We start from the raw sequence: 25897 nt of genomic DNA, 5'->3' as shown, positions 1-25897 counted from the left end.
GTAAAATTGCAATAGTATAAACTGTATAAAATGACAGTGAATAAATGCAGCTTTAATCGTGTAAACAAATTATGTGTGATAATTTGAATAACTTGTAAATGCAAAATTTTGAAAATCAGGTTTTAAACTTTTATTAAGTTAAAAAGCAATAAAAAACTTTTAACTGATAGTACTACAAAGCTGTTTTAATTTAAAACGTTCAATCGAAGTAAGCAAAAAGCTTTTAAAATAGGCTCTCTCCGCTGAAAAAAGGCAATTCAATGGCTTGCTTTTTTTTTCTATAAGATTTAAGTAGGTTCTCATCTTTCTGTTATTTTTAAGTTTATAGTGGTATTTATTATCTAGGAAATAGAGGGGACTACTTCTTTGGTAATTATATGCATAAAGATAGAGACATTTACGATAAAAACAATGACTTAGTTTTTACTATGTTAAAAGCCTTCAAATACGCCAAGGCCGAAGAGAGCGAAATCATATTTAACGGGATCCTTCTTGTCCAATTTTCGAAGTTGTAGATCTAATTCCGCAAGTGCTTTTCCATCATTTTGCTTTCGAGTCAACAAACCTAATTTTCGGGCTACGTTACCAGAATGAACGTCAAGCGGACAAGATAATGAGGATGGCGATATACTATTCCATATTCCAAAATCAACACCATTATTATCTTGCCGTATCATCCATCGCAAGTACATATTTATCCTTTTCGCCGCTGAATTATTTAACGGATCTGAAATATGTTTTTGAGTTCTGCTAAGATGTGGAATCTCAAAAAATACTTTCTTAAACTCATGAATACTTTTTAGCATAGAGTCTTTTTCTTGATGCTTGGTAAAAACGGCTTCAAGACCGCCATTATTTTGATAAATGTGTTTCAAACTTTTTATAAAACTTGAGAAATCACCTCCATTAAAAGTTCGGTGAACAAAAGTTTCTAGTCGATCCAAATCATCTTCATTGTGTGACATTACAAAATCGTAGGGTGCATTTCCCATCAAGTCCATCATTCGATGTGAATTCTTAATTATCATTTTACGATTTCCCCAAGCAATAGTAGCGCTTAAAAAACCTGAAATTTCTATGTCTTCCTTCTGCGTAAATAAATGCGGAATCTGTACGGGATCACTTTCGATAAAATCAAATGTGTTATATTGAATAACTTTTTCGTCAAGAAAATCTTTGAGCTCTGATTTATTCATAATTTTAAAGTACCGCGCTGACGTTATTTTTGAATTTGTAAGTAAAAAAGATTTTAATTACTGATTTGTCCATCAACCATAATTAGTTTTCTATCAGCCATATTAGCTAAATCTTCATTGTGCGTAACAATTACAAAAGTCTGGCCAAGTTCATCTCTTAATTTAAAAAATAATTGATGTAAATTTTCTGCCGAGGCAGTATCTAAATTTCCTGAAGGTTCATCTGCAAAAATAATAGCAGGTTTGTTAATTAAAGCTCTAGCAACAGCTACTCGCTGTTGTTCACCTCCTGAGAGTTCATTAGGCTTGTGATTAATTCTATGAGAAAGTCCAAGATAATCCAGTAGCTTTTTAGCCTCTATCTCGGTCTCTTGTTTAGGTCTATTAGCAATAAATGCTGGGATACAAACATTTTCTAATGCTGTGAATTCAGGTAAAAGTTGATGAAACTGAAAGATAAAACCTAAATTCAAATTTCTAAATTTAGATAAGGTTTTATCATTCATACTTAGAATATCTTCATTGTTAATTCGCAACTCGAGACCATTATCTTGGCTAGGCTTATCTAACGTTCCTAGAATTTGTAAAAGGGTAGTTTTTCCTGCTCCGGAAGCGCCAACAATGGAAACAATTTCGCCTTTTTTAATATGTAAATCTACACCTTTTAGAACGTGTAGCTGATCGTAATATTTATGTAGATTTTTAGTCTGTATCATTTGAAAACTGTTTTTACAAAGAAACAAAGATTTTAATGATTATGAATTTCATGGCATACTATTTTACTTTGACAAATAATAAACTTTAGTTAAGGAAAGCTATTTCGACTTATTTAATGAATAAATTTGATGAGATCACAAAAATTATGAAAAAAATAATTGGACTTTTTTTGGCACTACTGCCTTTTTCATTTTGTGGAAAGCAAAGTAATGTTGTAGTACCAAAGAGTAAAGAAGTAAAAAATATGGAAGTAAAAGAAGGAATGGAAGTAGCAACTTTCGCAGGAGGTTGTTTCTGGTGTACAGAAGCAGTTTTTTTAGAATTAAAGGGAGTTAAGTCAGTAGTTTCAGGATACATTGGTGGACGAACTGTAAATCCTACCTACAGTGAAATTGGAACTGGTGAAACCGGACACGCAGAAGCAATAGAAATTACATTTGATCCTGCTTTGATAAGTTTTGGTGAATTGTTAGAAATATTTTTTGCAACTCATGACCCTACGACTTTAAACCGTCAAGGAGCAGATGTGGGAACACAATATCGCAGTGAAATTTTCTATCACAATGCTTTTCAAAAACAATTGTCAGAAGATTATATAGCATTAATGACTTCAGAAAATACTTTTGGTAAACCAATTGTAACAAAAATGTCACAAGCACCCACTTTTTATGTTGCTGAAGACTATCATCAAAATTATTACAATCAAAATAAAACACAAGGGTATTGCAGTTACGTAATCACCCCGAAAATTGATAAGTTAAAAAAAATGTACCAAGATAAACTCAATAAATAATTGGCATTAGATTTGTACGTGTACTTTAAATTTTAAAAAAAATATGCGAGAACAAATTCAAATTGTCAAAGCGGACAACAAAATAAAAAACTTATTGTTAGGTCTTTTGTTTGACGCAATTGGTATGTTGTCATTTACAGTTCCTTTTATTGGAGAATTTTCAGATGTAATTTGGGCTCCTCTAGCGGGGTATTTAATGACATGGATGTATAAAGGAACAGTTGGTAAAGTAGGAGGAGTGATTACTTTTCTAGAGGAAATATTACCTTTCACAGATTTTATTCCGACATTTACATTGACCTGGATTTATAATTATTTGATAAAAAAACAAAACGTCTCCTAAGTGAGGCGTTTTTTTATTCTTCAAAAAGAAATCCTAAACCCAATCGTTTCAACATTTTTTTTTCGAATGACCAAAAGAATTTAAATTGTCCGAAGAGAAAACCTATTGTAACAAGTAAAACTTGATAAATTGGAAAAATTAGGAGTAAACGAACCGGAGTAAACCATAAACCTAAATCTTCTTTTGTAATTCCCAACCAAAAACAGAATGGCTTGGATAACCAAGCAGAAGCCGATCCTGTTATTGCAAAGACAATAAAAATGATAGTCAGCTGGTAATTAGACTCAATTTTCCAACGCTCTTTTAGTTTGTTCATTTTTGTATTCAATGATCACAAAGATAAGAAGATTATCGTTGCGGTACATAGCCAAAAAGCTTTTGTTTATTGGTGTTTTGAAAATAAACCATATAATTGTAAATCAAATAATTAACTTCATAACCATAGTCTATGTTGGCATTATAATTAATAGGCATCTCATATAAATAACTACTGTAGCGACTAGGCTGTAAAGCTCTATTGTTATATTCTGCTACCCATACATTATTTTTAGCTTCTAAGTAACTTTGGGAATGATAATTTCTCGGATAAGAATTGGTGATCAACCAAGAGCTAAATCCGGAGTCAATTATAAGTACTTCATATTCCAATTCCTCATTAGCAATTCTAATCGTATCACTTTTTACTACACCTATTTGATCTGTATTATTCATCGCTTGCTTAGAACTATTACAGCTCAACAGTATACCAAAGATCACAACTAACATTAAAATAATATTTCTCATAATTTTAAAATTATTAGCACTAAAGTTACGAAAAATAAATAGCTGACTGCTAGTTTTTTAGCATAAAAAAAAGTCATTTACGATTTGTAAATGACTTTTTCATTATTTTTAATTGTTTTCTACTTACCAAAAATTTTACCAAATATTCCTCCGATTCCTCCATGTTTACTAGCTGCAGAAACCGCGTCGTCAATAGTTAATTTTCCATCGCCGTTTTGGTCCAATGCAGAAGTTAATAATCCACCTGCTCCAGAAGTAGAACTTCCTTCATTGCCTCCAAGTAATCCACCTAGAATATCGCTTATTCCTCCGCCAGCCGAGGATTCGTCGTTTTTATTGATGCCACTTTGTTTTGCGTTTTTTGCAAGATAAGCCATTAAAATAGGGGCTGCCATTTTTAATATCATTCCAATCTTGTCAGAACTCACTCCAGTATTTTGGCTCAATTTATTTTCAACATTAGGCTGATTTCCACCAAGCACATGACCCAAGATATTAGAACCATCAGATAAATCTGCTCCACCTAGAAAACCTGACAAATTATCCAGAATTCCACCATCATGTTTCCCTCCTAATAATGCGCCAAGTAAACCACTTTTACCTTCAGCAGTTGCTGCATTGGTCTGCATCGCACCAAGTAAAATTGGTAAAGCTGATGACAAAACTGATGAAGTCTCATTTTCAGTTGTACCTGCTCGCTGACTTACGCCAGAAATAATTTGCTGACCTAAGTCGCTATCTAATAAATCCATTAATCCAGCCATAACCCTAAATTTAATTGTTAAAATTGTAACGTAAAGCTATAAATAAATTCTAAATAATAGAATTTAATAAAGTGCTATTTCAACAAATTAATTATTTGCGAAGCTAATTCAGTTCCAATTCTATCCTGTGCTTCCCCAGTAGCAGCACCAATATGCGGCGTAAGTGAGATTTTATGATTCATTAAAATAGCCATTTCTGGATTTGGTTCGCTTTCAAAAACGTCTAATCCAGCAAATAATACTTTACCGCTATCTAATGCTTTTACTAATGCAACTTCATCAATTACACCACCTCTAGCACAGTTAACGATTCCAACACCATCTTTCATAGTAGCAAGTTCTTTTTCACTAATTATGTATCCGTCTTGAGCTGGAACGTGTAATGTTATAAAATCAGCTTCTTTAAACAAAGACTCTAGTGATTGAGATACAATTGTAGTTGTAATCGATTGACCATCAAAAAATTCAACTTTTACATCAACTTGTGGGATAAAACTATCCGCCGCAATAACTTTCATTCCTAAACCTAAAGCCATTTTAGCAGTCGCTTGGCCAATACGACCAATTCCTACTATACCAAGTGTTTTTCCTCTTAATTCAATACCATTTGCGTATGCCTTTTTTAAGCCATCAAAATTAGTATCACCTTCTAAAGGCATATTTCTATTCGAATCATGTAAAAAACGAACACCAGAAAATAAATGAGCAAAAACTAATTCTGCTACTGATTCTGATGAAGAAGCTGGAGTATTAATCACATGAATTCCTTTGCTTTTAGCATAATCCACATCAATATTATCCATCCCAACACCACCACGACCTATGATTTTTAATCCTGGACAAGCATCAATAATATCTTGACGAACTTTAGTAGCACTTCGCACTAAAACTACGGCCACATCATTCTCATTTACAAAGTTAGCTACCTGTTCTTGCGCTACTTTTGTAGTAATTACTTCAAATCCACCTTTTTCTAAAGCTAGAATTCCACTTTTCGAAATTCCGTCATTGGCTAATACTTTCATTATTTATATCATTGCGAGAAAAGAAGTCATTCTGTTCTCATAGTTAATTTTTGTTCTTTTTTAGGAGCTATTTCCCGCTATCCGCTGCAATCTTTTTATTCGCTAAAAAGCTCATAAAAAGGATTTTTACTGCTATCGGGGCTAGAATTCCGGGTAAGTATTGTTTTTTGTATTCCTAAATTACTCTTTCGTTGGAGCGATTATATTTTTGATTCTAATTCTTTCATTACATCAACTAATACTTGTACGCTTTCCAGAGGAAGTGCATTGTACATAGAAGCTCTGTAACCGCCTACAGAACGATGCCCTGGCAATCCAGAGATTCCTGCTGCTTTCCACATTGCGTCAAATGTAGCTGCATGAGCTTCATCATTCAGCAAGAAAGTAGCATTCATAGTGGAACGGTCTTCAATTGCAGCAGCTCCTTTAAATAATGGATTTCTGTCAATCTCATTATAAAGTAAAGATGCCTTTGCATTGTTTATTTTTTCAATCGCTGCAATACCACCTAGTTTTTTAAGCCATTGTAAAGTCAATAAAGACGCATAAACTGGAAAAACAGCAGGAGTATTGTACATGCTTTCAGCTTTAATATGTTTTGCGTAATCCAACATACTAGGTATTACTCTTCCGTTTTTACCAAGAATTTCTTCTTTGATTATAACTAAAGTAGTTCCTGCTGGACCCATGTTTTTTTGAGCTCCTGCATAGATAATATCAAATTGAGAAAAGTCTAATTGTCGGGAAAAAATATCTGAACTCATATCGCAAACTAATGGCATGTCTACTGAAGGAAATTCCTTCATTTGCGTTCCAAAAATAGTATTGTTACTTGTACAGTGTAAATAGTTTGCATCTTGAGGGATAGTGTACCCTTTTGGAATATGATTGTAATTTTGATCTTTTGAAGAAGCTACGATTACAGTTTCTCCAAAAAGCTTCGCTTCTTTTATCGCTCCGCTAGCCCAAGTTCCTGTGTCAAGATAAGCGGCTTTTCCGCCTTCTTTCATTAAATTGTAAGGCACCATTAAAAATTCTAAACTTGCTCCGCCAGCTAAAAATAGTGCGCTATATCCTTTTCCTTCTAGGCCTAATAGTTCAAGAGCTAATGCTCTTGCCTCATCCATTACTGCTACAAAATCTTTACTTCTGTGCGAAATTTCTAAAATAGATAAACCCGAATCATTAAAATTTAAAATTGCTTGTGCTGATTTTTCAAAAACTTCTTGTGGTAAAATGCAAGGTCCTGCGCTGTAGTTGTGTTTTTTCATGGTGTAGTTTATATCCGAAAAATTAAAGTGCAAATTTCGGAAATAGCTCTCGAAAAAACGTTGATTATTTCGAAAATATTGAACATAATTATACTATGTTGTTATCAAAAATGAAATTGTATCTACGTTATCTGCATAATTCCATAATGCAGGTTTTTGTGTTTTGCCAAAATACGTACTGTTTTCTATAACACCATCACTTACAATGCACTGTATTTGCTCACTTTCCAACTCTAATTTATTTTTTAAAGCTTCAATATCTTCATATTTTTCATAGAATACGCTTGAAATCGGTGAGGCATGACTTATATCTTCTTTCAGAGTTAAAAACTCATTATCTAATAATTTAAAATTACTCATCAAGAACACAGCCTTGTTATAATCATAATTGTTAGCATATTTTTCGTAATAAATGACATCTTTATATTCGAATATCGCTTCAAAAAACGCGACAAAAGAGTAATCCTTTGGCACAAAAAGTTTAGAGACATTGCGACATCCTAGACCAAAATATCTAAAAATATCTTCTCCTAAAGCCGTCAGTTGTTCCTTAGTTTCATTACCTGTTAATACGGCAATTGAGTTTCTACTTTTTCTTATTATCGAAGGTTTGTCTTTAAAATAATATTCAAAATAACGAGCAGTATTGTTACTTCCCGTAGCAATAACAGCATCAAAATTTTCTAATTTTCCTGCTACAAAATTTATTTTATTTGCGAATTCTGGCTCTACAGCAATAATGTATTTGGCTAAAAAAGGTAATAAATGCTGATCGTTTGATGAGGTTTTTATCAAGACGGTATTTCCAGTAATTAAAACGGAAAGGAAATCATGAAATCCAACTAAAGGAATGTTTCCTGCTAGAATCAGCGCAACATTTTTAGATTTATTTTTATCTAAATCATACGGAGATAGCCATTGAGTCAAGTTCTCTTCAGTTAATGCTTCAGCCCATGATTGAATAGAAAAATATACTTGTTCAGGAGTGTACCAACCATTGTGCGATTGTGACAAATGTATTAAATCCACAAATGCATCAAAAAATCTGTCATTATGCAAAACGGCTCGATTTTTTACTGTGTTATTTTCAGAAAATTGAGCTAAAAATTCTCCTAATTTAACAAAAACATTTTTTTTTGTATCTAATGTCATAATGTTTGCTTATGAATAGTTTTGATTGTAATTTTGCACAAAAATAAGGATAAAGTATTTAGACATTGCTAAAAAAGCTCAAGTTTTAATAACAAACTCTAATACCTAACTATTTATACTTTTAAATAAAGAACAATGGCAATTATTATAACGGACGAATGTATCAATTGTGGCGCTTGTGAACCAGAATGCCCAAATACAGCGATATACGAAGGAGCAGACGATTGGAGATATAAAGATGGAACGAAATTGAAAGGTAAAATTATTTTACCAGACGGTACAGAAGTAGATTCTGATGAGGCTCAAACACCTATTTCAGATGAAGTTTATTATATAGTTCCTGGAAAATGTACAGAATGTAAAGGTTTTCACGATGAGCCACAATGTGCTGCGGTTTGTCCCGTAGACTGCTGTATTCCTGATGACAACCATGTAGAGTCTGAAGAAACGTTACTTAATAGACAAGCATTCTTGCACAACGAATAAGTAATAAATCGCAAAATATTATAGAACCTGTTTACATATGTAAGCAGGTTTTTTTTATGGAACAAATTTTAAAATTTTATAACATTGAACACGTCTTATAAGAATAAATTATATTCTATTTGTCCGCTGTGATTTTAATTTTTGTGAAAGCAAAAAATATTTAGTTCGTCATCTTCAGCGTAGCGGAAACCTTTTGTATAATAGTATTTTGATTTTCTATATTCTATAATAATTAATAAAAAATTTTGTTTTACAGTTGACAAAGCCTTCTGCTTATCGAATAATATGCATTCAACAATATAAGTTTTTATTGAAAATATTGAACAAAAAAAAGAGCTGCCTTTCGACAACTCTTTTTTGAAATAAAATAATTCTTTAAATCCAATTAGAATGTAAAACCAAGTCTAGCGTAGTAGTAAGCTCCGCTGAAACCCATTTGCACTGCATCCCAATAACCACCACCTTCAACCCAGTCATCTTGTTGATCAGGATAGACGTTTAATAAGTTGTTAGCTCCTAAAGTAATTTTTGCCGATTTACTAATTTTGTAACCTAAAGTTAAATCAGTTACAATTTTCGCACCGTAAGTATCAGTTGCAGCTTTCACTTGGTCAGCAAATGATCCATAATCAGCTACATCTTCATCCATTTGGTAATCTAATAATTTTACTTCACTAAATCTTGTGAATGCTAAACCAGCATCAAAAGCTTTTCTGTTGTAATTGAAGTTCAAACCAAATTTATTATTTGGAGCAGATGCTAATAAAAATCCTTTATCGCGCTCGCCGAAAAAAGTATTCGCTGCTAGACTTCCATTTTTTACTTTATCAATTTTCATATCATTAATGTTACCCACTAATGTTACTCCAAACTTGCTTTCATTAATTGTTTTTTTCCATGCTAAAACAACATCTAATCCTGTAGTTTTAGTATCAACTCCATTCACAAAGAATTGTGCTTTATCAACACCAACACCTAAAGGAGTTGCGTCAAAATAACCAGTTAATACAATTCTGTCTTTTACGTTAATTAAGTATCCATCAACTGTTGCTGTGAAATCGCCATAATTTGCAGTAAAACCTAAAGATGCATTAAAAGCTTTCTCTTCATTTAATTTTTCTATACCAAATGATTTTGTCACTGGACTGTTATTTGGCGAAAGCAAAACTTCTGTTGCTCCAGCTGAACTAAAATTAGTAAAACGTAAGTTGTAATATACTTGCGCTAATGAAGGAGCACGAAAACCTGTACTTACAGAACCTCTAATGTTTATATTCTTATTTGCTTTTAATCTCATTGCTAATTTACCATTCAATGTACTTCCAAAGTCGCTGTAGTTCTCAAAACGAACTGCACCGCTAACTAAGAAATTTTCAGTAAGGTCTAATTCAGCATCCGTATATAGAGATAAATTTGTTCTACTTCTATCTATCTCATTCAATGGGCTGTATCCAGGAAAACCTTGTGAACCTCCAGGTCTAGGAAGTGTCAATGGAGAGTTTGGATCAGCTGCATCATAATCTGGATTAGGAATTGAAGGCAATGTTTGAGTTGTAGGATCAGTGATTGGTCTCCTATTTATGTCGTAAGTAGCGTACGAACCTTCTTCACCAGCAAAAATGTTGAATTTCTCAGTTCTAAATTCTGCTCCAAAAGCAAGATTTAAACCGCTCATCACGCCATCATAATTTTTAGAAACATCAAAATTTGTAGTGTTTTGACTTAAGCTATGTCCACCTGCGTCAAATTCTGTTGGAGAAGCATCTTCTAAAGAAGCATTGATTGTTCCCTTAGTGTAATAATGGAAAAGATTTTTACCAAATGTATTACTAATATCTATTTTCCATCCACTAGTAGTTTCAGTTCTGAAACCTGCAGCCATAGAATTATCAATAATATTTGAAGTAATTCTTGGGGTATAACCACCAGGATAAATGGATTGCACAACGCGTTCTCCATCATTTCTTGTAAATGCGTAAGCATCAGTATCTCTAAAATTTCGTCCACCAAAAGCGTAAAACTCTGTTTTATCAGAAATAGGAAATACCATATTCCCGAAAAGGTTAAAGCCTTGAATGGCAGCTTCTCCAAAACCTTTTCTGAAATCAAATCCTGGACGTAACGTTTTATTCTTGTTAATGTATTCTGTTGTGAAATTAGCAAAACCGCCTTTTTCACCGATAGCAACACCGTAATTTGCAGCGACTTTAACAGACCCACCGTCAAAAGATTGATCTTTGCCAAATGTATTTCCATTTCCATTTTTATCCCAACGATACCCGTCAGTATTAGCTGTTCCAACTGGGAAATCTCCTTTTGCATTCGTGTTAAATGCACCATAAGTTACAGTACCCGTTAATTCGTTAACGTCATCATTTAAAACAATATTGATTACTCCCGCAATAGCGTCAGAACCATATTGAGCCGCAGCACCATCTCTAAGAATTTCAATTCTTTTGATCGAAGCTGCTGGAATAGCATTTAGGTCAGTTCCTGTATTTCCACGTCCACGCGTTCCAAAAAGATTGATTAGAGACGATTGATGTCTTCTTTTACCATTTATTAAAACCAAAGTTTGATCTGGACCTAAACCTCTTAAAGAAGCCGGATCTACGTGATCTGCGCCATCAGATCCAGATTGTTTGTTAGCATTAAACGAAGGCGCAACGTATTGCAGTAATTCATTTATTTCTAACTTTCCACTTTGAGTAGTAACATCTTTCACGCTAATTATATCAATTGGCACAGCTGAATTTGTAACTGTTCTTTTTGTATTTCTTGAACCTACAATTTGAACTTCTTGTAAAACTTGACCACCTTCTTCCGATAAAACAACATTGATTGTTGTAGTGGAAGCTGCTCTTTCTAAATTAGAAAAGCCTACATAGCTAAAAACTAGCATTGCGCCTTCTTTAACTTTTATTTTGTAAGCTCCATTTGAATCCGTAGAAACACCGTTGCTGGTTCCTTTTTCGATAATGTTAACCCCTGGTAAAGCAAAGCCAGTATTATCTTTTACTATACCTGAAATCTCTTTTTGAGCAAAAAGAAATGACACATTTAATAGAAATAAAAGCAAAATTAATTTTTTCATAATAAATAGAATTTGGTTTTAGTTAGTTGTAATAATTCAGTGCAATATAATATTTTTTTAACTTAACATTAGTATATTCATTGAATTTGATAATAAAATTAATAATTCATTTAAATAGGTCAATAAAATTACGACTTTAATAAATTGTTATAAAAACCGCTAAAGGTATCGGAAAATGTTGTAAAAATAGTTTCGAGATGGATTAATTTGGTGATTATGGTAGCAAACATTTATTAAATCTTATATTTGCAAACTTTAAAAAGTAATTAACAAAAAACGTATAGCAGACAACTGCTATTTGTAAATCGAAATAGTATGAAAGCAGGAATTGTAGGGTTACCAAATGTTGGAAAATCAACATTATTTAATTGTTTGTCAAATGCAAAGGCGCAAAGTGCCAATTTTCCTTTTTGTACTATCGAACCTAATATAGGAGTTGTTAATGTACCGGATTCTAGAATGCAAAAACTGGAAGAATTAGTAAAACCAGAGCGTGTTCAAATGGCTACTGTAGATATCGTAGATATTGCTGGATTAGTAAAAGGAGCAAGTAAAGGAGAAGGTTTAGGAAATCAATTTCTTGGAAATATTAGAGAGTGTAACGCTATTATTCACGTTTTACGTTGTTTTGATAATGATAATATTGTTCACGTTGATGGAAATGTAAACCCAATTCGCGATAAAGAAACGATCGATATTGAATTGCAGTTAAAAGATTTAGAAACGGTAGAAAAACGTTTAGAAAAAGTAAATCGTGCTGCAAAAACAGGGAATAAAGAAGCACAGACTGAAAAAGCACTTTTAGATCGTATTAGAGAAACGTTGTTACAAGCTAAATCTGCTAGAACAATTACACCTCAAGGTAATGATGAAGAGGTTTTAATGGAGTCTTTTCAATTGATAACTGCTAAACCAGTATTATACGTTTGTAATGTTGATGAGAATTCAGCAGTAAGCGGAAATAAATATGTTGACCAAGTTCGTGAACTAGTTAAAGATGAAGATGCTGAAGTAATCATCCTTTCTGTAGGAGCTGAAGCTGACATCACAGAACTTGAAAGCTATGAAGAACGCCAAGTTTTCCTTGAAGACATGGGATTGAGTGAGCCAGGAGCTTCAGTTTTAATTCGTGCTGCTTATAAATTATTAAAACAACAGACTTATTTCACAGCAGGTGTAAAAGAAGTTCGCGCTTGGACGATCAATATTGGATCTACTGCGCCACAAGCTGCAGGAGTGATTCACACCGACTTCGAAAAAGGATTTATTCGTGCAGAAGTTATCGCATACGAGGATTTTGTACATTACGGTTCAGAAGCTAAATGTAAAGAAGCTGGAAAATTCAAAGTAGAAGGAAAAGAATACATCGTAAAAGATGGTGATGTAATGCACTTCCGTTTTAACGTATAGTCATTGCGAGAGAGGAATCAATTGTTGTGCATAAAATTAATAGAAACCGTAGAAGCAATTCTGCGGTTTTTTTTTAACCTAAATTTTGTCATATTGTATGCATATTAACAATTTACGTGTTGCAGTCAGGGATTCCTCCGGAATGACAAACTTAACGGGAATTCCAGTTTTTGCATAACAAAAATCCTCCCAGTTTGTCATACTGGAAGCATCTCAACAATTTACTTATCACAGTCAGGGATTCCTAATGAATGACAAACTAAACGGGGATTCCAGTTTTTGCTTAAAACAAGTTCATAAAGTTTGTAATGCTGGAAGCATCTCAACAATTTACTTATTGCAGTCAGGGATTCCTCCGGAATGACAAATTAAACGGAGACTCCAGTTTTTGTATAAAAAAACCTCCCAGTTTGTCATGCTGGAAGCATCTCAACAATTTACTTATTACAGTTAGGGATTCCTCCGGAATGACAAATTAAACGGAGACTCCAGTTTTTGTATAAAAAAAACCTCCCAGTTTGTCATGCTGGAAGCATCTCAAAAAAAATACTTATTGAAGTAATGGATTCTTCCGCAATGATAAACTAGTTAGAATTATAAGTATTCAATTCCATTCGTGCTCTAATTTCACTATTTTTATAAAAAAAAACTATGAAAATTATAGCTTTTGGCGCAAGCCCGAGTAAAAACTCCATCAATAAAAAATTAGTGACATCAGCGGCACATCTATTCAATGATGCAGAAGTTGAAGTACTAGATTTAAATGATTTCCAAATGCCTATTTATTCTGTTGATATCGAGGAAGAAATTGGAAAACATAATTTGGCTCAAAATTTTGTAGACAAAATCAGCACTGCAGATCTTTTAGTAGTTTCAATGGCGGAGAATAACGGAAATTATTCTGTTGCTTTCAAAAATGTTTTTGACTGGTGTACACGAATTAGAAAAGACATTTTTCAAGATAAACCTATGCTTCTTATAGCAACTTCTACAGGAGCAAACGGTGCAACAAGTGTTTTAGGAATTGCTAAAAATGCTTTTCCTTTTTATGGAGGGAATGTAAAAGCAACATTTTCATTACCAAGTTTTGATGATAATTTCGATATTGAAAAAGGAGAGATAAGCAATGATAAAATGCGAAATGAACTTCAAAAAATAATCGCAGACAATTTTTAAAAGCATATGATTTCAGTTCAATTACATTCAATTTTAGATAACGATTTCTATAAATTTACCATGCAGCATGCTGTAATCAAGCTTTTTCCAAAAGCTAAAGTTCGTTATGCATTCATCAATCGAGGAAAACATCAATTTCCTCCTCATTTTGCTAATTTGCTTCGCAAAGCTGTTGATAAAATGATTAATTTAAAATTAACGATTGCTGAAAAGAAGTTTCTTGCTGATAATTGTCCCTATTTAGATCCAACTTATTTAGATTTTTTGCAAGGCTATCAATACGATCCAACTGAAGTTAAGATTGAGCAGGAGGGAAGCGAGCTAAAAGTGACTATTGAAGGATATTGGTACCGAACAATTCTTTGGGAAGTTCCATTAATGGCTTTGATCTCTGAACTTTTTTATGTTTCTCAAAATTTAGTTCGTGTGGACGATGAAGAAGTAAAACGCATCAATAAATCAAAAATTGAAAGTTATAAGAGTTTGGGAGTCGTGATTTTAGAATTTGGAACTCGTCGTCGTCATTCTTACGAAGTCCAAAAAATGGTTAATGATACATTAGATGCGCATGGTGCAGATAATTTTTTAGGAACTAGTAATGTGCATTTTGCAATGTCTCAAAACAGAAAACCGTCAGGAACTCACGCTCACGAATGGTTTATGTATCACGCTTCGGAATATGGATTTAAAGTTGCTAATGCGGTTAGTCTCGAAAATTGGACAAAAGTGTATCAAGGTGACCTCGGAATTGCATTAACAGATACGTATACTACCGAAGTATTTTTCGAACAGTTTAATAAAAAATATTCGAAGCTTTTTGACGGTGTTAGGCATGATAGTGGTGATCCAATTGAGTTTGCTAAAAAAGCGATTGAGCATTATGAAAAAATGGGAATAGATCCTAAATCAAAAATTATAGTTTTCTCTGATTCATTGAATTTGGAAAAGGTAAAAGTAATCGCTGATTTTTGTAGAGGCAAAATAAAAATGTCTTTTGGAATTGGAACAAACTTCAGTAATGATGTTGGTTTACCTGCAATGAATATGGTAATTAAACTTACGGACACGAAACCAGAGAATAGTCATTGGGAAGCTGTTGTCAAATTATCAGACGAGAAAAATAAACATACGGGAACTCCTAAAATGATTGCTCTCGCCCAACAAGTTTTAGGAATAGAATCCTAAAATCAATTGGTTTTAAATTGTCGAAATCATTTTTAATAACTTTGAAGCGAAGCTCTTTTAAAATTTATCGAATTACACTATATTAGCACACTCTAGGTCCAAGCTCAAATTAGGAACCGAAAAGAACGAAGTTAAAATCCACAAAATTTACAATGTCCGATCAAAATCAATATACCGAAGATAATATTCGGTCACTCGACTGGAAAGAACACATTCGCATGCGTCCCGGAATGTATATCGGGAAGCTTGGGGACGGATCTTCACCAGATGATGGTATTTACATTCTTCTAAAAGAGGTTTTAGATAACTGTATCGATGAATTTGTCATGGGTGCAGGAAAAACTATTGAAGTTACTATAAAAGACAAAACCGTTACTGTCAGGGATTATGGTCGTGGAATTCCTTTAGGAAAAGTGATTGATGTTGTATCTAAGATGAATACGGGAGGAAAATATGATTCTCTTGCCTTTAAAAAGTCGGTAGGTTTGAACGGAGTGGGAACTAAAGCGGTAAATGCTTTATCAAACTATTTCCGTGTTGAATCTGTGCGTGATGAAAAACAAAAAGCGGCAGAATTCTCTGCAGGAAATTTAGTTCTTGAGGAAGACGTAATTGAAACAACGAAGCGAAAGGGAACAAAAGTTACTTTTATTCCAGACGAATCCATCTTTAAAAATTATAAATTTAGGTTTGAATACATCATTAAAATGCTCAAAAACTATTGTTACTTAAACAATGGATTAACGATTATTTTTAATGGGGATAAATATTTCTCTGAAAACGGACTGAGAGATTTATTAGAAGAAACAATTAGTGCTGAGGATTTAGAATATCCTATCATTCACTTAAAAGGAGAGGATATCGAAATTGCTTTAACACACAGTAAAACGCAATATAGCGAAGAATACCATTCGTTCGTAAATGGACAAAATACTACACAAGGAGGAACGCATTTAGCCGCTTATCGTGAAGCGATTGTAAAAGCCATCAGGGAGTTTTATAATAAAAGTTTTGAAGCTTCAGATGTTCGAAAATCAATCGTTACTGCGATTAGTATTAAAGTAATGGAACCGGTTTTTGAATCACAAACTAAAACCAAATTAGGTTCGACTGATATGGGTTCAGAAGCGGGAATGCCTTCAGTACGTACTTTTGTGAATGATTTTGTGAAAACAAAATTAGACAACTATTTGCACAAGAATCCTGTAACTGCAGATGCGTTATTGCGAAAAATTTTGCAAGCTGAAAGAGAACGTAAAGAATTATCTGGAATTAGAAAACTCGCAACAGATCGTGCTAAGAAAGCAAATCTGCATAATAAAAAACTGAGAGATTGCCGCGCGCACCTTCCAGATACAAAAAATCCTAGAAATTTAGAAAGTACACTTTTTATTACCGAGGGAGATTCAGCTTCTGGATCGATTACCAAATCGAGAGATGTAAACACACAAGCAGTTTTTAGTTTGCGTGGAAAACCTTTGAATTCTTACGGGATGAGTAAGAAAATTGTTTATGAAAATGAAGAGTTCAACTTATTGCAATCAGCGTTAGATATCGAAGATGGTTTAGAAAAACTAAGATATAACAATATTGTAATTGCAACTGATGCTGATGTCGATGGAATGCACATTCGCCTTTTATTGATTACTTTTTTCTTGCAGTTTTTTCCTGAATTGATAAAAGAAGGACATTTATATATTCTACAAACACCACTTTTTAGAGTTCGAAACAAGAAAGAAACGATTTACTGTTATTCAGATGACGAACGAAAAGAAGCCATCGAAAAGCTAAAACCAAAACCAGAAATTACTCGATTTAAAGGTTTAGGAGAGATTTCGCCAGATGAGTTTAAAAACTTCATTGGAGAAACCATTCGATTAGATCCTGTAATGATGGATAAAAACACGTCGATTGAACAATTATTGTCTTTTTATATGGGTAAAAACACACCTGATAGACAAGAATTTATAATCAAGAATTTGAAGGTGGAATTGGATGTAATTGAGAAGAATTAGATTTTTAATTAGATATAAAGAATACTATAATTGATGTTAGAAAATCTTCAAAATAATGCGCTATTCTCTCAAGTTGTTGATTTGCTGCAGCAATCAAAGCAACAAGTAGTACGAGCTGTAAATCAAACTATGGTTTATACTTATTATGAGATTGGCCGAATGATTGTTGAAGAAGAACAAAATGGAAAAGATAGAGCAGAATACGGCAAGCAATTATTAAAAGGACTTTCAAAAGAGCTGAATCACGAGTTTGGAAAGGGGTTTTCGGTGGATAATTTACAAAACATGAGAAAATTGTTTTCTGTTTATTCAATTTACGAGACAGTGTCTAGTATTTCTGAAAACGAAATTCCTCACGTAGAGTCTGTTACTTCACAAATAACCGAAATAGTATCTCCTATTTTTAAATTGACTTGGTCTCATTATATTTTTCTAATTCGCATTGATGATTCTAATGAAAGAAGTTTTTATGAAATCGAAACTGCAAAAAATAGCTGGAGTGTTCGGGAATTAAAGCGACAATATGATACTGCTTTATATACCAGATTGTCTTTAAGCAGAGATAAGGAAGGGATTTTGAAACTTGCTCAACAAGGACAAATTATAGAGAAGCCAAAAGATATAATCAAAGATCCTTACATTCTTGAATTTCTTGGTTTGCCGGAGTTAAATCAATATTCAGAAAATGAACTTGAAGAAGAAATTATCAATAAATTAGAACACTTTCTGTTAGAATTAGGGAATGGTTTTACGTTTGTTGCCAGACAAAAAAGAATCAGTTTTGATGATAAACATTTTAGAATCGATTTGGTTTTTTATAACCGAATATTAAAATGTTTTGTTCTTATAGATTTAAAAATAGGAGAATTAAAACATCAGGATTTAGGTCAAATGCAAATGTATGTGAATTATTATGACAGAGAAATGCGTTTAGAAGAAGAGAACAAAACAATTGGATTAGTTCTTTGTCAGAATAAAAGTGATTTAGTAGTAGAATACACATTACCTGAAAATAATGAACAAATTTTTGCTAGTAAATATAAAATGGTGTTGCCAAGTAAAGAGGAATTGATCCATTTGATTGAACAAATATAGAAGAATTTAAATGGAGTTATTATAGCGCCATAATTTGAGTTTTAAGCATTTTTATGAAAGACGAAGACGAAGATAACATCATACCAAACGAAGACGAATCGCAAAACGAAATGAATGATTCTAACGAATCAAACGAGGAGGGATTTGACGATATCATAACTTCAGGCGGACAGCATTTTTACGATAATCAAGAAGACGGAAACGATACCATTACCAAAGTTACGGGAATGTATAAAGACTGGTTTCTGGATTATGCCTCTTATGTAATTTTGGAGCGAGCCGTTCCTGCGATTGAGGATGGTTTCAAACCAGTACAGCGTAGAATCATGCATTCACTGAAAGAGTTGGATGATGGTCGGTATAATAAAGTGGCAAACGTTGTTGGTCACACCATGCAATACCATCCTCACGGGGATCAGAGTATTGGTGACGCAATGGTACAAATAGGCCAAAAAGAATTGCTGATCGATTGTCAAGGGAACTGGGGAAATATCCTAACAGGTGACGGCGCAGCAGCTTCTCGTTACATCGAAGCACGATTGTCTAAATTTGCTTTGGAGGTTTTATATTCTCCAAAAATTACCGATTGGGGAGTTTCGTATGACGGTCGTCGTGCTGAGCCTAACAATCTTCCAGTAAAATTCCCATTACTTTTAGCACAAGGTGCTGAAGGAATTGCGGTTGGACTTTCGATGAAAGTATTGCCTCATAACTTTAATGAGCTAATTGACTCTTCTATCAAAATATTGAAAGGGAAGCCTTTTACCTTGTATCCTGATTTCATGACACAAGGAATTGCTGATATATCTAATTATAATGATGGTTTACGAGGCGGACGTGTTCGTGTTCGTGCTAAAATTGCGCAACTCGACAAGAATACATTGGTAATTACCCAAATTCCGTTTTCTACAAATACTACTACTTTGATTGATAGTATTTTGAAAGCCAATGATAAAGGCAAAATCAAAATCAAGAAAATTGAAGATAATACAGCTGCAGAAGTTGAGATATTAATACACCTTTTTCCGGGAGTTTCTCCTGATAAAACTATTGATGCTTTGTTTGCTTTTACGGCTTGTGAAACTTCGGTAGCGCCTTTGGGTTGTGTTATTGAGGATAACAAACCACTATTTGTAGGTGTTTCTGATATGTTGCGCATTTCAACAAATAGAACGGTACAGTTACTAAAAAGCGAACTCGAAATTCAATTAAGTGAATTAGAGGAGCAATGGCATTTTCTTTCATTAGAACGTATTTTTATAGAGAATAAAATTTACCGTGACATTGAGGAAATGACTACTCGTGAAACTGTTATAAAAGCGGTTGACGATGGTTTAAAACCGCATATTCAGCATTTAAAACGTGCCGTAACCGAAGATGATATTCTACGTTTATTGGATATCCGAATCATGCGTATCTCTAAATTTGACAGTAATAAAGCACAAGATAAAATTGAAGCGCTAGAAGGTGACATCGAACAAGTGAAACATCATTTAGAGCATCTGATTGATTTTGCTATTGCTTATTTTGCCAAACTAAAAGAGAAGTACGGAAAAGGCAGAGAACGTCAAACTGAACTTCGTATTTTTGATGATATCGAAGCTACAAAAGTAGTATTAAGAAATACGAAATTGTATGTAAATAAAGAAGAAGGTTTTGTAGGAACAAGTTTGAAAAAAGATCAATATGTTACGGACTGTTCTGATATTGATGATGTGATTGTTTTTCTTCGTGATGGTAAAATGATGATTACCAAGGTTGATGCAAAAACCTTTGTGGGTAAAGACATTATTCACATTGCCATTTTTGATAAAAGCGACAAGCGAACCATTTATAATATGATTTACCGTGATGGTAAATCAGGTCCTTCTTATATAAAACGTTTTAATGTTTCCGGAGTTACACGTGATAAAGCCTACGATTTAACCAATGAAACAGCTGGATCGCAAGTAGTGTATTTTTCGTGTAATCCAAATGGAGAAGCGGAGGTAATTACGATTTTACTACGCCAAATAGGAACGGTTAAAAAACTAAAATTCGATATTGATTTTGCTAATCTTGCGATAAAAGGTAGAAGTTCAAAAGGGAATTTGGTTACTAAATATCCTATCAAAAAAATCGAATTAAAAGAGAAAGGAATTTCTACTTTATTACCTCGCAAGGTCTGGTTTGACGATACAGTACAACGTTTAAATGTGGATGGAAGAGGAGAATTACTTGGCGAATTTAGACCAAGTGATAAAATCTTGATTATCTCGCAAACAGGAAAACTAAAAGTGATTACTCCAGAATTAGCGACGCACTTTGACGAAGATATGATTGTGCTTGAAAAATGGGTTCCAAAAAAGCCAATTTCCGCAATTTATTACGAAGGTGAAAAAGAACGTTATTATATAAAACGCTTTTTGATTGAAACAGAAAATAAGGAAGAGAGTTTCATCACGGAACATCCTAATTCTCATTTAGAAATCGTTTCAACCGATTATCGTCCAGTTGCTGAGTTAGTTTTCCCAAAAGTAAAAGGGGTTCAAAAAGAAAGCATGACTGTAGATATTGAATCCTATATTGCTATCAAAGGTTTTAAAGCATTAGGAAATCAATTGACAACCGATAAGTTAAAACAAGTAAACTTGCTGGAGCCTTTGCATTACGACCTTCCAGTTGAAGTTATTCCTGAACCAACACCAATAGAAGATATTGACGAGTCAGGTATTCAGTTAGATGATGATGGTCAAATAACTTTAAGTTTAGAATAAAAAAATAGCGCTCATCGAGCGCTATTTTTTTTGAAGTGTAATTAGTTTTTCTTTCGCATTTTCATATTCAGGAATTCAACTCCTAATGAAAAGGCAATGGCAAAATATAAATATCCTTTTGGTACCGCACCAACGTGTTCACCAACTAAAGCCGCGTTAGACAAGTGCATACTTTCCGTAATCAACATAAATCCAATTAGAATTAAGAACGCTAATCCTAAAATTTGAATTGATGGGTTTGCATTCACAAAATTCCCAACAGGAACAGCAAAAAGCATCATGACTCCTACAGATATAACAACTGCCGTAACCATAATGTATAAAGCTCCTTCAACACCATTAGTCATTCCTACAGCAGTTAAAATACTATCTACTGAAAATATAAGGTCAATCAATAAAATTTGGAATATTACATTACCAAAAGATTTTGCTGCAGTTGTTTTTAAATTTTTTTCTTCTTCCCCAGTATGATCCACTTTTTCATGAATTTCTTTGGTACTTTTATAAATTAAAAACAATCCTCCAAGGAATAATATAATTGCTTGACCAGTAAAATCTGCACTAAACCAAGTCCAGTTTACACTAAAAAAGGGTTCTTTCATTGCAATTAAAAGCGTAATTCCAAAAAGCAGGGCAATACGCATGAACATAGCTAAAAACAAACCAATTTGGGTTGCTTTTTTACGCTTTTCTTCTGGTAATTTACCTGTTACAATTGAGATAAAAATGATATTGTCAATTCCCAAAATAATTTCGAGAAAAGTTAAAGTTAACAACGCAATCCATGCATCTGGATTTAAAAATACTTCCATCTATTTACTATTTTTATTAATTAAGGTTTAAAATTTTATTCAGAGATTTTAGTTACAGTTCCTCTTTGCTTTGTATCAGAACCAACTATTCCAAACTCAAATGCGTAAGTATCTTTTGTCGTTGTTAAAATCTTCATTGCGATAGCTTTTTCTTCAGCCATATTTTTTGGGTGTAGTTTGTTCAACACATATTCACAATCGCTAATCCATCTTATAGAGGCAGTATCTGTCTTGCCTTCATAAGTTTCAATTTCGATACTTTCATTGCGTTCGAATACCGTAGTTTTTTTAACACCATCAACCATGTGTTCAAACTTGAATTTTCCAGTTTTGAAGTCTTTGCAGTTACGTTCTTGATCATAGCAAGAAAACAAAAGTAAAATCAGGGGTAGTAAAAATATTTTTTTCATAGTAATTTATTATTGTATTTTGATATCATATTTCTCTAAAAGCCCAGGTATTCCTTGCACAGAGAATTTAGCTTTTCTCATCGGATTATCTTCTGGATCTATCTTATAATTATAAGCTGTTGTAAAATTAACTGCTGCCAATTGTGTGTCGTTGAAAATAGCGCTATCTAAATTGCAGTTATCAAAGACAGAGTTGGTCAAATTTGCACCATTAAAAGAAGCTTCTTTAATGGAACACGAGTTGAATTTTGTTTTAGGCATTTTTTTATTGGCGAAAGATGCATAATCTAAAATGCAATCTTGAAACGATACAGTGAATAAGAAATCAGTGCATTTGTTGAAATGAATTCCTAATAACTTACAATTCTTGAAACAAACTGATTTAAGACTTGTCGAAGTGAAATCAATCATTGATAAATTACAGTCGATAAACTCGCAATCCATAAAAATATTATTCGAAAAATCACTGTTGGAAAAGTCACAGTTTTTAAAAGTGCAGTCCTCAAATTCTCTATTACTTATCCTTTTGTCAATCCAATCTACTTTCTCAAAAGTTTTTTGAATATGTATTAGCTCTTCCATTAATCGTTGAATAAACTTTTCATAATTATTTTTAAACCTAAAAAAGCGAGGTAAACGCCAGCAATGCAAAATATAATACCAAATGCTAATACCAAATAATGCCAAACATTATCTTTATTCATAAAGGCATTGTAGATTACCGCCGGACCAATGAAGAGCAGTGGTAAAGCACCTCCTAGATATTTAATTCCTTTGTTTAAAAGTTCTTTGTTCGTTGCCATTTTTAATTTAAAATTAGAATCAACTTTATTTAATTGTACTAAGGTTAAAAAAGTCAACCGCTTTTCTAACACTTCCATGTGTTTGCAGTAAATCGCTAGCTTCTACGTAAGACACATCAATTTCCTCCATTATCATTTTCACGCCGCGATCTACAAGTTTGCTATTACTAAGTTGCATATCAACCATTTTATTCCCCTTTACCTTACCTAGCTGAACCATCGTAGCTGTTGTAATCATATTAAGCACTAATTTCTGGGCAGTTCCTGCTTTCATCCTTGAGCTTCCAGTTACAAATTCTGGTCCTACAACTACATCTATTGGATATTTTGAGGTTAATGAAAGTGGACTACCTTCATTACAAGAGATACTTCCCGTTATAATATTATGGTTGTTACATTCTTCTAATCCAGCAATTACGTAAGGAGTTGTTCCTGATGCAGCTATTCCGACAACTACATCATTTTCATTTATATTATATGCTTTTAGATCATTCCAAGCTTGAGTTGTATCATCTTCTGCGTTTTCCACAGCTTTACGAATGGCTGTATCTCCGCCGGCAATAATACCGATTACCAAATCGAAAGGAACACCAAAAGTAGGTGGACATTCAGAAGCGTCAAGAATTCCTAATCGTCCCGAAGTTCCAGCGCCAATATAAAATAATCTACCTCCCAACTTCATTTTAGGAATAATAGCATTTATTAATTGCTCAATTTGTGGCAATGCTTTTTCGACTGCTAATGGAACCGTTTTATCTTCGTTATTAATATTCGAAAGCAAGCTTGAAACCGACATTTGCTCTAAGTTTTCGTATTTTGAAGATTGCTCGGTCGTTTTAGTAAATGTCATTTTTAATGCTGTTAAAATTTTTAGAACGCAATTTATGTTCTGTTCTTATTTTTTTGCGTGAGGGATAGTTGTGAAAATCCTTTATTATGTAGCGATAGCGAAATAATAAAGATTGTAACTTATAGCCCGGTTCGCCCTTGCGAACACGCCCAAATTATTAATTATAAAAAATATGCCAATACAATTCCAATTACTATCATGGAAACTTTAGCTATATTAAATTTGTGTCCTTCACTACTTTCAAAAATGATTGTAGATGAAATGTGAAATAAAATTCCAATTACTACTGCCGTTATTTGGCTATGATATTCGTCTAATCCTGTTAAATAGTCTGACGCTAAAGTTCCTAAAGGAGTCATTACTGCAAACGTTAACATAAAGAAGAAAATTGCTTTCTTATTCAAATTAGAATTGATAAAAAAAGTTGTCAAAATTATTGCGATGGGAAGGTGGTGAATCGCGATTCCTAGCGCTAATTTGCCGTGATCGTGGCCAACAGGAAATCCTTCTAGAAAAGCGTGGATGCACAAACTGATAAATAACAGCCAAGGAATATGCGACATATTAGGTTTTCCATGCACGTGACCGTGCTCAGCACCTTTAGAGAAAAACTCTAAAATGATTTGGAACAATATACCTAACATGATGAAAATCCCCGCGTTATTGCTTTGACTTTCGCCGATTGCATGTTCGTGATCCGCGTAAACTTCTGGCAATAGATGCATTACCGTTAGCGAAAGTAAAAACGATCCACTAAAGGCGAGTAATAATTTGAGATTGGTTTTATTCTTTGGTTTTAAAACCAAAGCTATTATATATCCGAGTAGTACGGAAAGTAAGGGTAAAATATAATTCATTACTTAAAAATCATAATTAATCGCTCGCTTTCTGTTTTATGATATTTCTTTAATTTGTAATCACCGAAGATATCCAAAAGATAGATTCCTGCATCCTCCATCATCTCCTCAAAATCTTGAAGCGTCAATGCTTTCACTTTTTCAGTGTAGTGAAACTTTTCTCCCTTGTCTTCAAAATCGATTTCCTTGTAAATATGACCGTCTTTCTCGTAACGCTTTATGTGGAATTCAATATCTTCTACCGTTTTGATTTCTTCAGGAACTAAAGTGTCGATCACTTGATTCACATTCATAAAATCAATTGCTGCAAAACCATATTCAGATAGACTTTCCTTAATTGCTTTTAAAGTAGTTAAGTTGTCCTCATCATTTTCGAAATAACCAAAACTAGTAAACAAGTTGAATATAGCATCGTATTTCTCTTCAAAAGGTTCACGCATGTCATGAACTTTAAAATGCAAGGTCTCATTAGCGTTTTTATTAGCTTCAGCGATGCTGTTTTCTGATAGATCAGCACCTAACACATCAAAGCCTAACTGGTTTAAATAGATAGAGTGACGACCTTTCCCGCAAGCTAAATCTAAAACTTTTGCTTTCTCTGGAAGATTGAGATAATGTGTCAAGTTATCCATGAAAATTTGCGCTTCTCTATAGTTGCGTTCTTTATAAAGTATATGATAATACGGCGTGTCAAACCATGAAGAATACCACTTTTCTGGTGGTTTTACTAAATTTTCAGTTGACAGTTTTTGAGCTTCAGACATTTATTCTTTTTCAATTAATTCGATTGATGCAAATTTAGTGTATTTTTGCAGAAAAAGAACTATTTCACTGCGATACAAACAGAACAATGGCAGATATTTTTTTAAGAATTGTTTAGGTAGCAATTCTAACTTAAAATGTA

25 protein-coding genes are annotated in these 25897 nt (G+C 33.3%); 9 read left to right on the top strand and 16 right to left on the bottom strand.

What is annotated here, in order from left to right:
* Nucleotides 1-431: 431 nt before the first annotated feature.
* Nucleotides 432-1196, bottom strand: coding sequence for a TIGR02757 family protein (locus BC961_RS09425; protein ID WP_121925588.1), 765 nt, complete (start codon nucleotides 1194-1196; stop codon nucleotides 432-434).
* A gap of 53 nt (nucleotides 1197-1249) precedes the next feature.
* Entirely contained in the window at nucleotides 1250-1912 is a 663-nt protein-coding gene (locus BC961_RS09420; RefSeq protein WP_121925587.1) for an ABC transporter ATP-binding protein, read from the bottom strand.
* Nucleotides 1913-2157: 245 nt separating this feature from the next.
* Here BC961_RS09420 and msrA point away from each other — a divergent pair, with 245 nt between their 5' ends.
* Complete coding sequence (gene msrA / locus BC961_RS09415) at nucleotides 2158-2706, top strand: peptide-methionine (S)-S-oxide reductase MsrA (protein WP_121925706.1); 549 nt, start codon at nucleotides 2158-2160, stop codon at nucleotides 2704-2706.
* 43 nt (nucleotides 2707-2749) lie between these two features.
* A complete protein-coding gene (locus BC961_RS09410) occupies nucleotides 2750-3049 on the top strand; it encodes a hypothetical protein (protein ID WP_121925586.1) in 300 nt (99 codons plus the stop codon).
* A gap of 13 nt (nucleotides 3050-3062) precedes the next feature.
* On the opposite strand, the gene BC961_RS09405 is transcribed toward BC961_RS09410, so the two are convergent.
* The 6 genes from BC961_RS09405 to BC961_RS09380 all read right to left on the bottom strand — a co-directional run bounded on the left by BC961_RS09405 (nucleotide 3063) and on the right by BC961_RS09380 (nucleotide 8044).
* The gene (locus tag BC961_RS09405) at nucleotides 3063-3365 is read right to left on the bottom strand and encodes a DUF6787 family protein (protein WP_121925585.1); all 303 of its coding nucleotides are present in this window, start codon (nucleotides 3363-3365) and stop codon (nucleotides 3063-3065) included.
* A gap of 32 nt (nucleotides 3366-3397) precedes the next feature.
* A complete protein-coding gene (locus tag BC961_RS09400; RefSeq protein WP_317126964.1) occupies nucleotides 3398-3814 on the bottom strand; it encodes a DUF6146 family protein in 417 nt (138 codons plus the stop codon).
* 137 nt (nucleotides 3815-3951) lie between these two features.
* Nucleotides 3952-4596 (bottom strand): DUF937 domain-containing protein, encoded by a 645-nt coding sequence (locus BC961_RS09395; protein ID WP_121925583.1) that lies wholly within the window; start codon nucleotides 4594-4596, stop codon nucleotides 3952-3954.
* Between the two features lie 74 nt (nucleotides 4597-4670).
* On the bottom strand, nucleotides 4671-5621 hold the full coding sequence (locus tag BC961_RS09390; protein WP_121925582.1) for a D-2-hydroxyacid dehydrogenase: 951 nt from the start codon (nucleotides 5619-5621) through the stop codon (nucleotides 4671-4673).
* 200 nt (nucleotides 5622-5821) lie between these two features.
* Nucleotides 5822-6892, bottom strand: a complete 1071-nt coding sequence (gene serC / locus BC961_RS09385) for a 3-phosphoserine/phosphohydroxythreonine transaminase (RefSeq protein ID WP_121925581.1) — start codon at nucleotides 6890-6892, stop codon at nucleotides 5822-5824.
* 93 nt (nucleotides 6893-6985) lie between these two features.
* Nucleotides 6986-8044 (bottom strand): acyl-CoA reductase, encoded by a 1059-nt coding sequence (locus BC961_RS09380; RefSeq protein WP_121925580.1) that lies wholly within the window; start codon nucleotides 8042-8044, stop codon nucleotides 6986-6988.
* Between the two features lie 135 nt (nucleotides 8045-8179).
* Here BC961_RS09380 and BC961_RS09375 point away from each other — a divergent pair, with 135 nt between their 5' ends.
* On the top strand, nucleotides 8180-8530 hold the full coding sequence (locus BC961_RS09375; protein ID WP_121925579.1) for a 4Fe-4S dicluster domain-containing protein: 351 nt from the start codon (nucleotides 8180-8182) through the stop codon (nucleotides 8528-8530).
* A gap of 385 nt (nucleotides 8531-8915) precedes the next feature.
* On the opposite strand, the gene BC961_RS09370 is transcribed toward BC961_RS09375, so the two are convergent.
* Complete coding sequence (locus BC961_RS09370) at nucleotides 8916-11624, bottom strand: TonB-dependent receptor (RefSeq protein WP_121925578.1); 2709 nt, start codon at nucleotides 11622-11624, stop codon at nucleotides 8916-8918.
* A 315-nt stretch (nucleotides 11625-11939) separates the two neighbouring features.
* On the opposite strand from BC961_RS09370, the gene ychF reads away from it, so the two are divergent.
* The 6 genes from ychF to BC961_RS09340 all read left to right on the top strand — a co-directional run bounded on the left by ychF (nucleotide 11940) and on the right by BC961_RS09340 (nucleotide 21261).
* On the top strand, nucleotides 11940-13034 hold the full coding sequence (gene ychF, locus BC961_RS09365) for a redox-regulated ATPase YchF (protein ID WP_121925577.1): 1095 nt from the start codon (nucleotides 11940-11942) through the stop codon (nucleotides 13032-13034).
* A 651-nt stretch (nucleotides 13035-13685) separates the two neighbouring features.
* Nucleotides 13686-14210, top strand: coding sequence for an NADPH-dependent FMN reductase (locus BC961_RS09360; RefSeq protein WP_121925576.1), 525 nt, complete (start codon nucleotides 13686-13688; stop codon nucleotides 14208-14210).
* A 6-nt stretch (nucleotides 14211-14216) separates the two neighbouring features.
* A complete protein-coding gene (pncB, locus tag BC961_RS09355) occupies nucleotides 14217-15395 on the top strand; it encodes a nicotinate phosphoribosyltransferase (RefSeq protein WP_121925575.1) in 1179 nt (392 codons plus the stop codon).
* 152 nt (nucleotides 15396-15547) lie between these two features.
* On the top strand, nucleotides 15548-17410 hold the full coding sequence (locus BC961_RS09350) for a DNA topoisomerase IV subunit B (protein WP_121925574.1): 1863 nt from the start codon (nucleotides 15548-15550) through the stop codon (nucleotides 17408-17410).
* Nucleotides 17411-17443: 33 nt separating this feature from the next.
* A complete protein-coding gene (locus BC961_RS09345) occupies nucleotides 17444-18505 on the top strand; it encodes a PDDEXK nuclease domain-containing protein (RefSeq protein WP_121925573.1) in 1062 nt (353 codons plus the stop codon).
* Between the two features lie 53 nt (nucleotides 18506-18558).
* Nucleotides 18559-21261, top strand: a complete 2703-nt coding sequence (locus BC961_RS09340; RefSeq protein WP_121925572.1) for a DNA gyrase/topoisomerase IV subunit A — start codon at nucleotides 18559-18561, stop codon at nucleotides 21259-21261.
* A gap of 41 nt (nucleotides 21262-21302) precedes the next feature.
* Here BC961_RS09340 and BC961_RS09335 read toward each other — a convergent pair whose 3' ends face one another.
* From BC961_RS09335 to BC961_RS09305, 7 genes are all read right to left on the bottom strand, one after another.
* Entirely contained in the window at nucleotides 21303-22073 is a 771-nt protein-coding gene (locus BC961_RS09335; RefSeq protein ID WP_121925571.1) for a TerC family protein, read from the bottom strand.
* A gap of 35 nt (nucleotides 22074-22108) precedes the next feature.
* On the bottom strand, nucleotides 22109-22483 hold the full coding sequence (locus tag BC961_RS09330) for a DNA topoisomerase IV (RefSeq protein ID WP_121925570.1): 375 nt from the start codon (nucleotides 22481-22483) through the stop codon (nucleotides 22109-22111).
* 9 nt (nucleotides 22484-22492) lie between these two features.
* Nucleotides 22493-23065, bottom strand: a complete 573-nt coding sequence (locus BC961_RS09325; protein ID WP_121925569.1) for a pentapeptide repeat-containing protein — start codon at nucleotides 23063-23065, stop codon at nucleotides 22493-22495.
* Complete coding sequence (locus BC961_RS09320) at nucleotides 23065-23286, bottom strand: DUF6095 family protein (RefSeq protein ID WP_121925705.1); 222 nt, start codon at nucleotides 23284-23286, stop codon at nucleotides 23065-23067. The genes BC961_RS09325 and BC961_RS09320 overlap by 1 nt, the downstream gene beginning before the upstream one ends.
* Nucleotides 23287-23311: 25 nt before the next feature.
* Nucleotides 23312-24136, bottom strand: a complete 825-nt coding sequence (gene murQ / locus BC961_RS09315) for an N-acetylmuramic acid 6-phosphate etherase (RefSeq protein WP_121925568.1) — start codon at nucleotides 24134-24136, stop codon at nucleotides 23312-23314.
* 161 nt (nucleotides 24137-24297) lie between these two features.
* Nucleotides 24298-24993 carry a ZIP family metal transporter gene (locus BC961_RS09310; RefSeq protein WP_121925567.1) on the bottom strand — a complete coding sequence of 232 codons (696 nt, stop codon included), beginning with the start codon at nucleotides 24991-24993 and terminating at the stop codon, nucleotides 24298-24300.
* Entirely contained in the window at nucleotides 24993-25757 is a 765-nt protein-coding gene (locus tag BC961_RS09305) for a class I SAM-dependent methyltransferase (protein ID WP_121925566.1), read from the bottom strand. The genes BC961_RS09310 and BC961_RS09305 overlap by 1 nt, the downstream gene beginning before the upstream one ends.
* Between the last annotated feature and the right edge of the window lie 140 nt (nucleotides 25758-25897).

The organism is Flavobacterium weaverense, assembly GCF_003688495.1.
GTDB lineage: Bacteria > Bacteroidota > Bacteroidia > Flavobacteriales > Flavobacteriaceae > Flavobacterium > Flavobacterium weaverense.
Note: the sequence above shows the minus strand (reverse complement) of the source record. Positions and strands in the feature narration are given on the sequence as shown.

Coding starts and splice junctions, on each gene's coding strand:
- BC961_RS09425 (WP_121925588.1), bottom strand. CDS start 1,196: ATGAATAAATCAGAGCTCAAAGATTTTCTTGACGAAAAAGTTATTCAA.
- BC961_RS09420 (WP_121925587.1), bottom strand. CDS start 1,912: ATGATACAGACTAAAAATCTACATAAATATTACGATCAGCTACACGTT.
- msrA (WP_121925706.1), top strand. CDS start 2,158: ATGGAAGTAAAAGAAGGAATGGAAGTAGCAACTTTCGCAGGAGGTTGT.
- BC961_RS09410 (WP_121925586.1), top strand. CDS start 2,750: ATGCGAGAACAAATTCAAATTGTCAAAGCGGACAACAAAATAAAAAAC.
- BC961_RS09405 (WP_121925585.1), bottom strand. CDS start 3,365: ATGAACAAACTAAAAGAGCGTTGGAAAATTGAGTCTAATTACCAGCTG.
- BC961_RS09400 (WP_317126964.1), bottom strand. CDS start 3,814: ATGTTAGTTGTGATCTTTGGTATACTGTTGAGCTGTAATAGTTCTAAG.
- BC961_RS09395 (WP_121925583.1), bottom strand. CDS start 4,596: ATGGCTGGATTAATGGATTTATTAGATAGCGACTTAGGTCAGCAAATT.
- BC961_RS09390 (WP_121925582.1), bottom strand. CDS start 5,621: ATGAAAGTATTAGCCAATGACGGAATTTCGAAAAGTGGAATTCTAGCT.
- serC (WP_121925581.1), bottom strand. CDS start 6,892: ATGAAAAAACACAACTACAGCGCAGGACCTTGCATTTTACCACAAGAA.
- BC961_RS09380 (WP_121925580.1), bottom strand. CDS start 8,044: ATGACATTAGATACAAAAAAAAATGTTTTTGTTAAATTAGGAGAATTT.
- BC961_RS09375 (WP_121925579.1), top strand. CDS start 8,180: ATGGCAATTATTATAACGGACGAATGTATCAATTGTGGCGCTTGTGAA.
- BC961_RS09370 (WP_121925578.1), bottom strand. CDS start 11,624: ATGAAAAAATTAATTTTGCTTTTATTTCTATTAAATGTGTCATTTCTT.
- ychF (WP_121925577.1), top strand. CDS start 11,940: ATGAAAGCAGGAATTGTAGGGTTACCAAATGTTGGAAAATCAACATTA.
- BC961_RS09360 (WP_121925576.1), top strand. CDS start 13,686: ATGAAAATTATAGCTTTTGGCGCAAGCCCGAGTAAAAACTCCATCAAT.
- pncB (WP_121925575.1), top strand. CDS start 14,217: ATGATTTCAGTTCAATTACATTCAATTTTAGATAACGATTTCTATAAA.
- BC961_RS09350 (WP_121925574.1), top strand. CDS start 15,548: ATGTCCGATCAAAATCAATATACCGAAGATAATATTCGGTCACTCGAC.
- BC961_RS09345 (WP_121925573.1), top strand. CDS start 17,444: ATGTTAGAAAATCTTCAAAATAATGCGCTATTCTCTCAAGTTGTTGAT.
- BC961_RS09340 (WP_121925572.1), top strand. CDS start 18,559: ATGAAAGACGAAGACGAAGATAACATCATACCAAACGAAGACGAATCG.
- BC961_RS09335 (WP_121925571.1), bottom strand. CDS start 22,073: ATGGAAGTATTTTTAAATCCAGATGCATGGATTGCGTTGTTAACTTTA.
- BC961_RS09330 (WP_121925570.1), bottom strand. CDS start 22,483: ATGAAAAAAATATTTTTACTACCCCTGATTTTACTTTTGTTTTCTTGC.
- BC961_RS09325 (WP_121925569.1), bottom strand. CDS start 23,065: ATGGAAGAGCTAATACATATTCAAAAAACTTTTGAGAAAGTAGATTGG.
- BC961_RS09320 (WP_121925705.1), bottom strand. CDS start 23,286: ATGGCAACGAACAAAGAACTTTTAAACAAAGGAATTAAATATCTAGGA.
- murQ (WP_121925568.1), bottom strand. CDS start 24,136: ATGACATTTACTAAAACGACCGAGCAATCTTCAAAATACGAAAACTTA.
- BC961_RS09310 (WP_121925567.1), bottom strand. CDS start 24,993: ATGAATTATATTTTACCCTTACTTTCCGTACTACTCGGATATATAATA.
- BC961_RS09305 (WP_121925566.1), bottom strand. CDS start 25,757: ATGTCTGAAGCTCAAAAACTGTCAACTGAAAATTTAGTAAAACCACCA.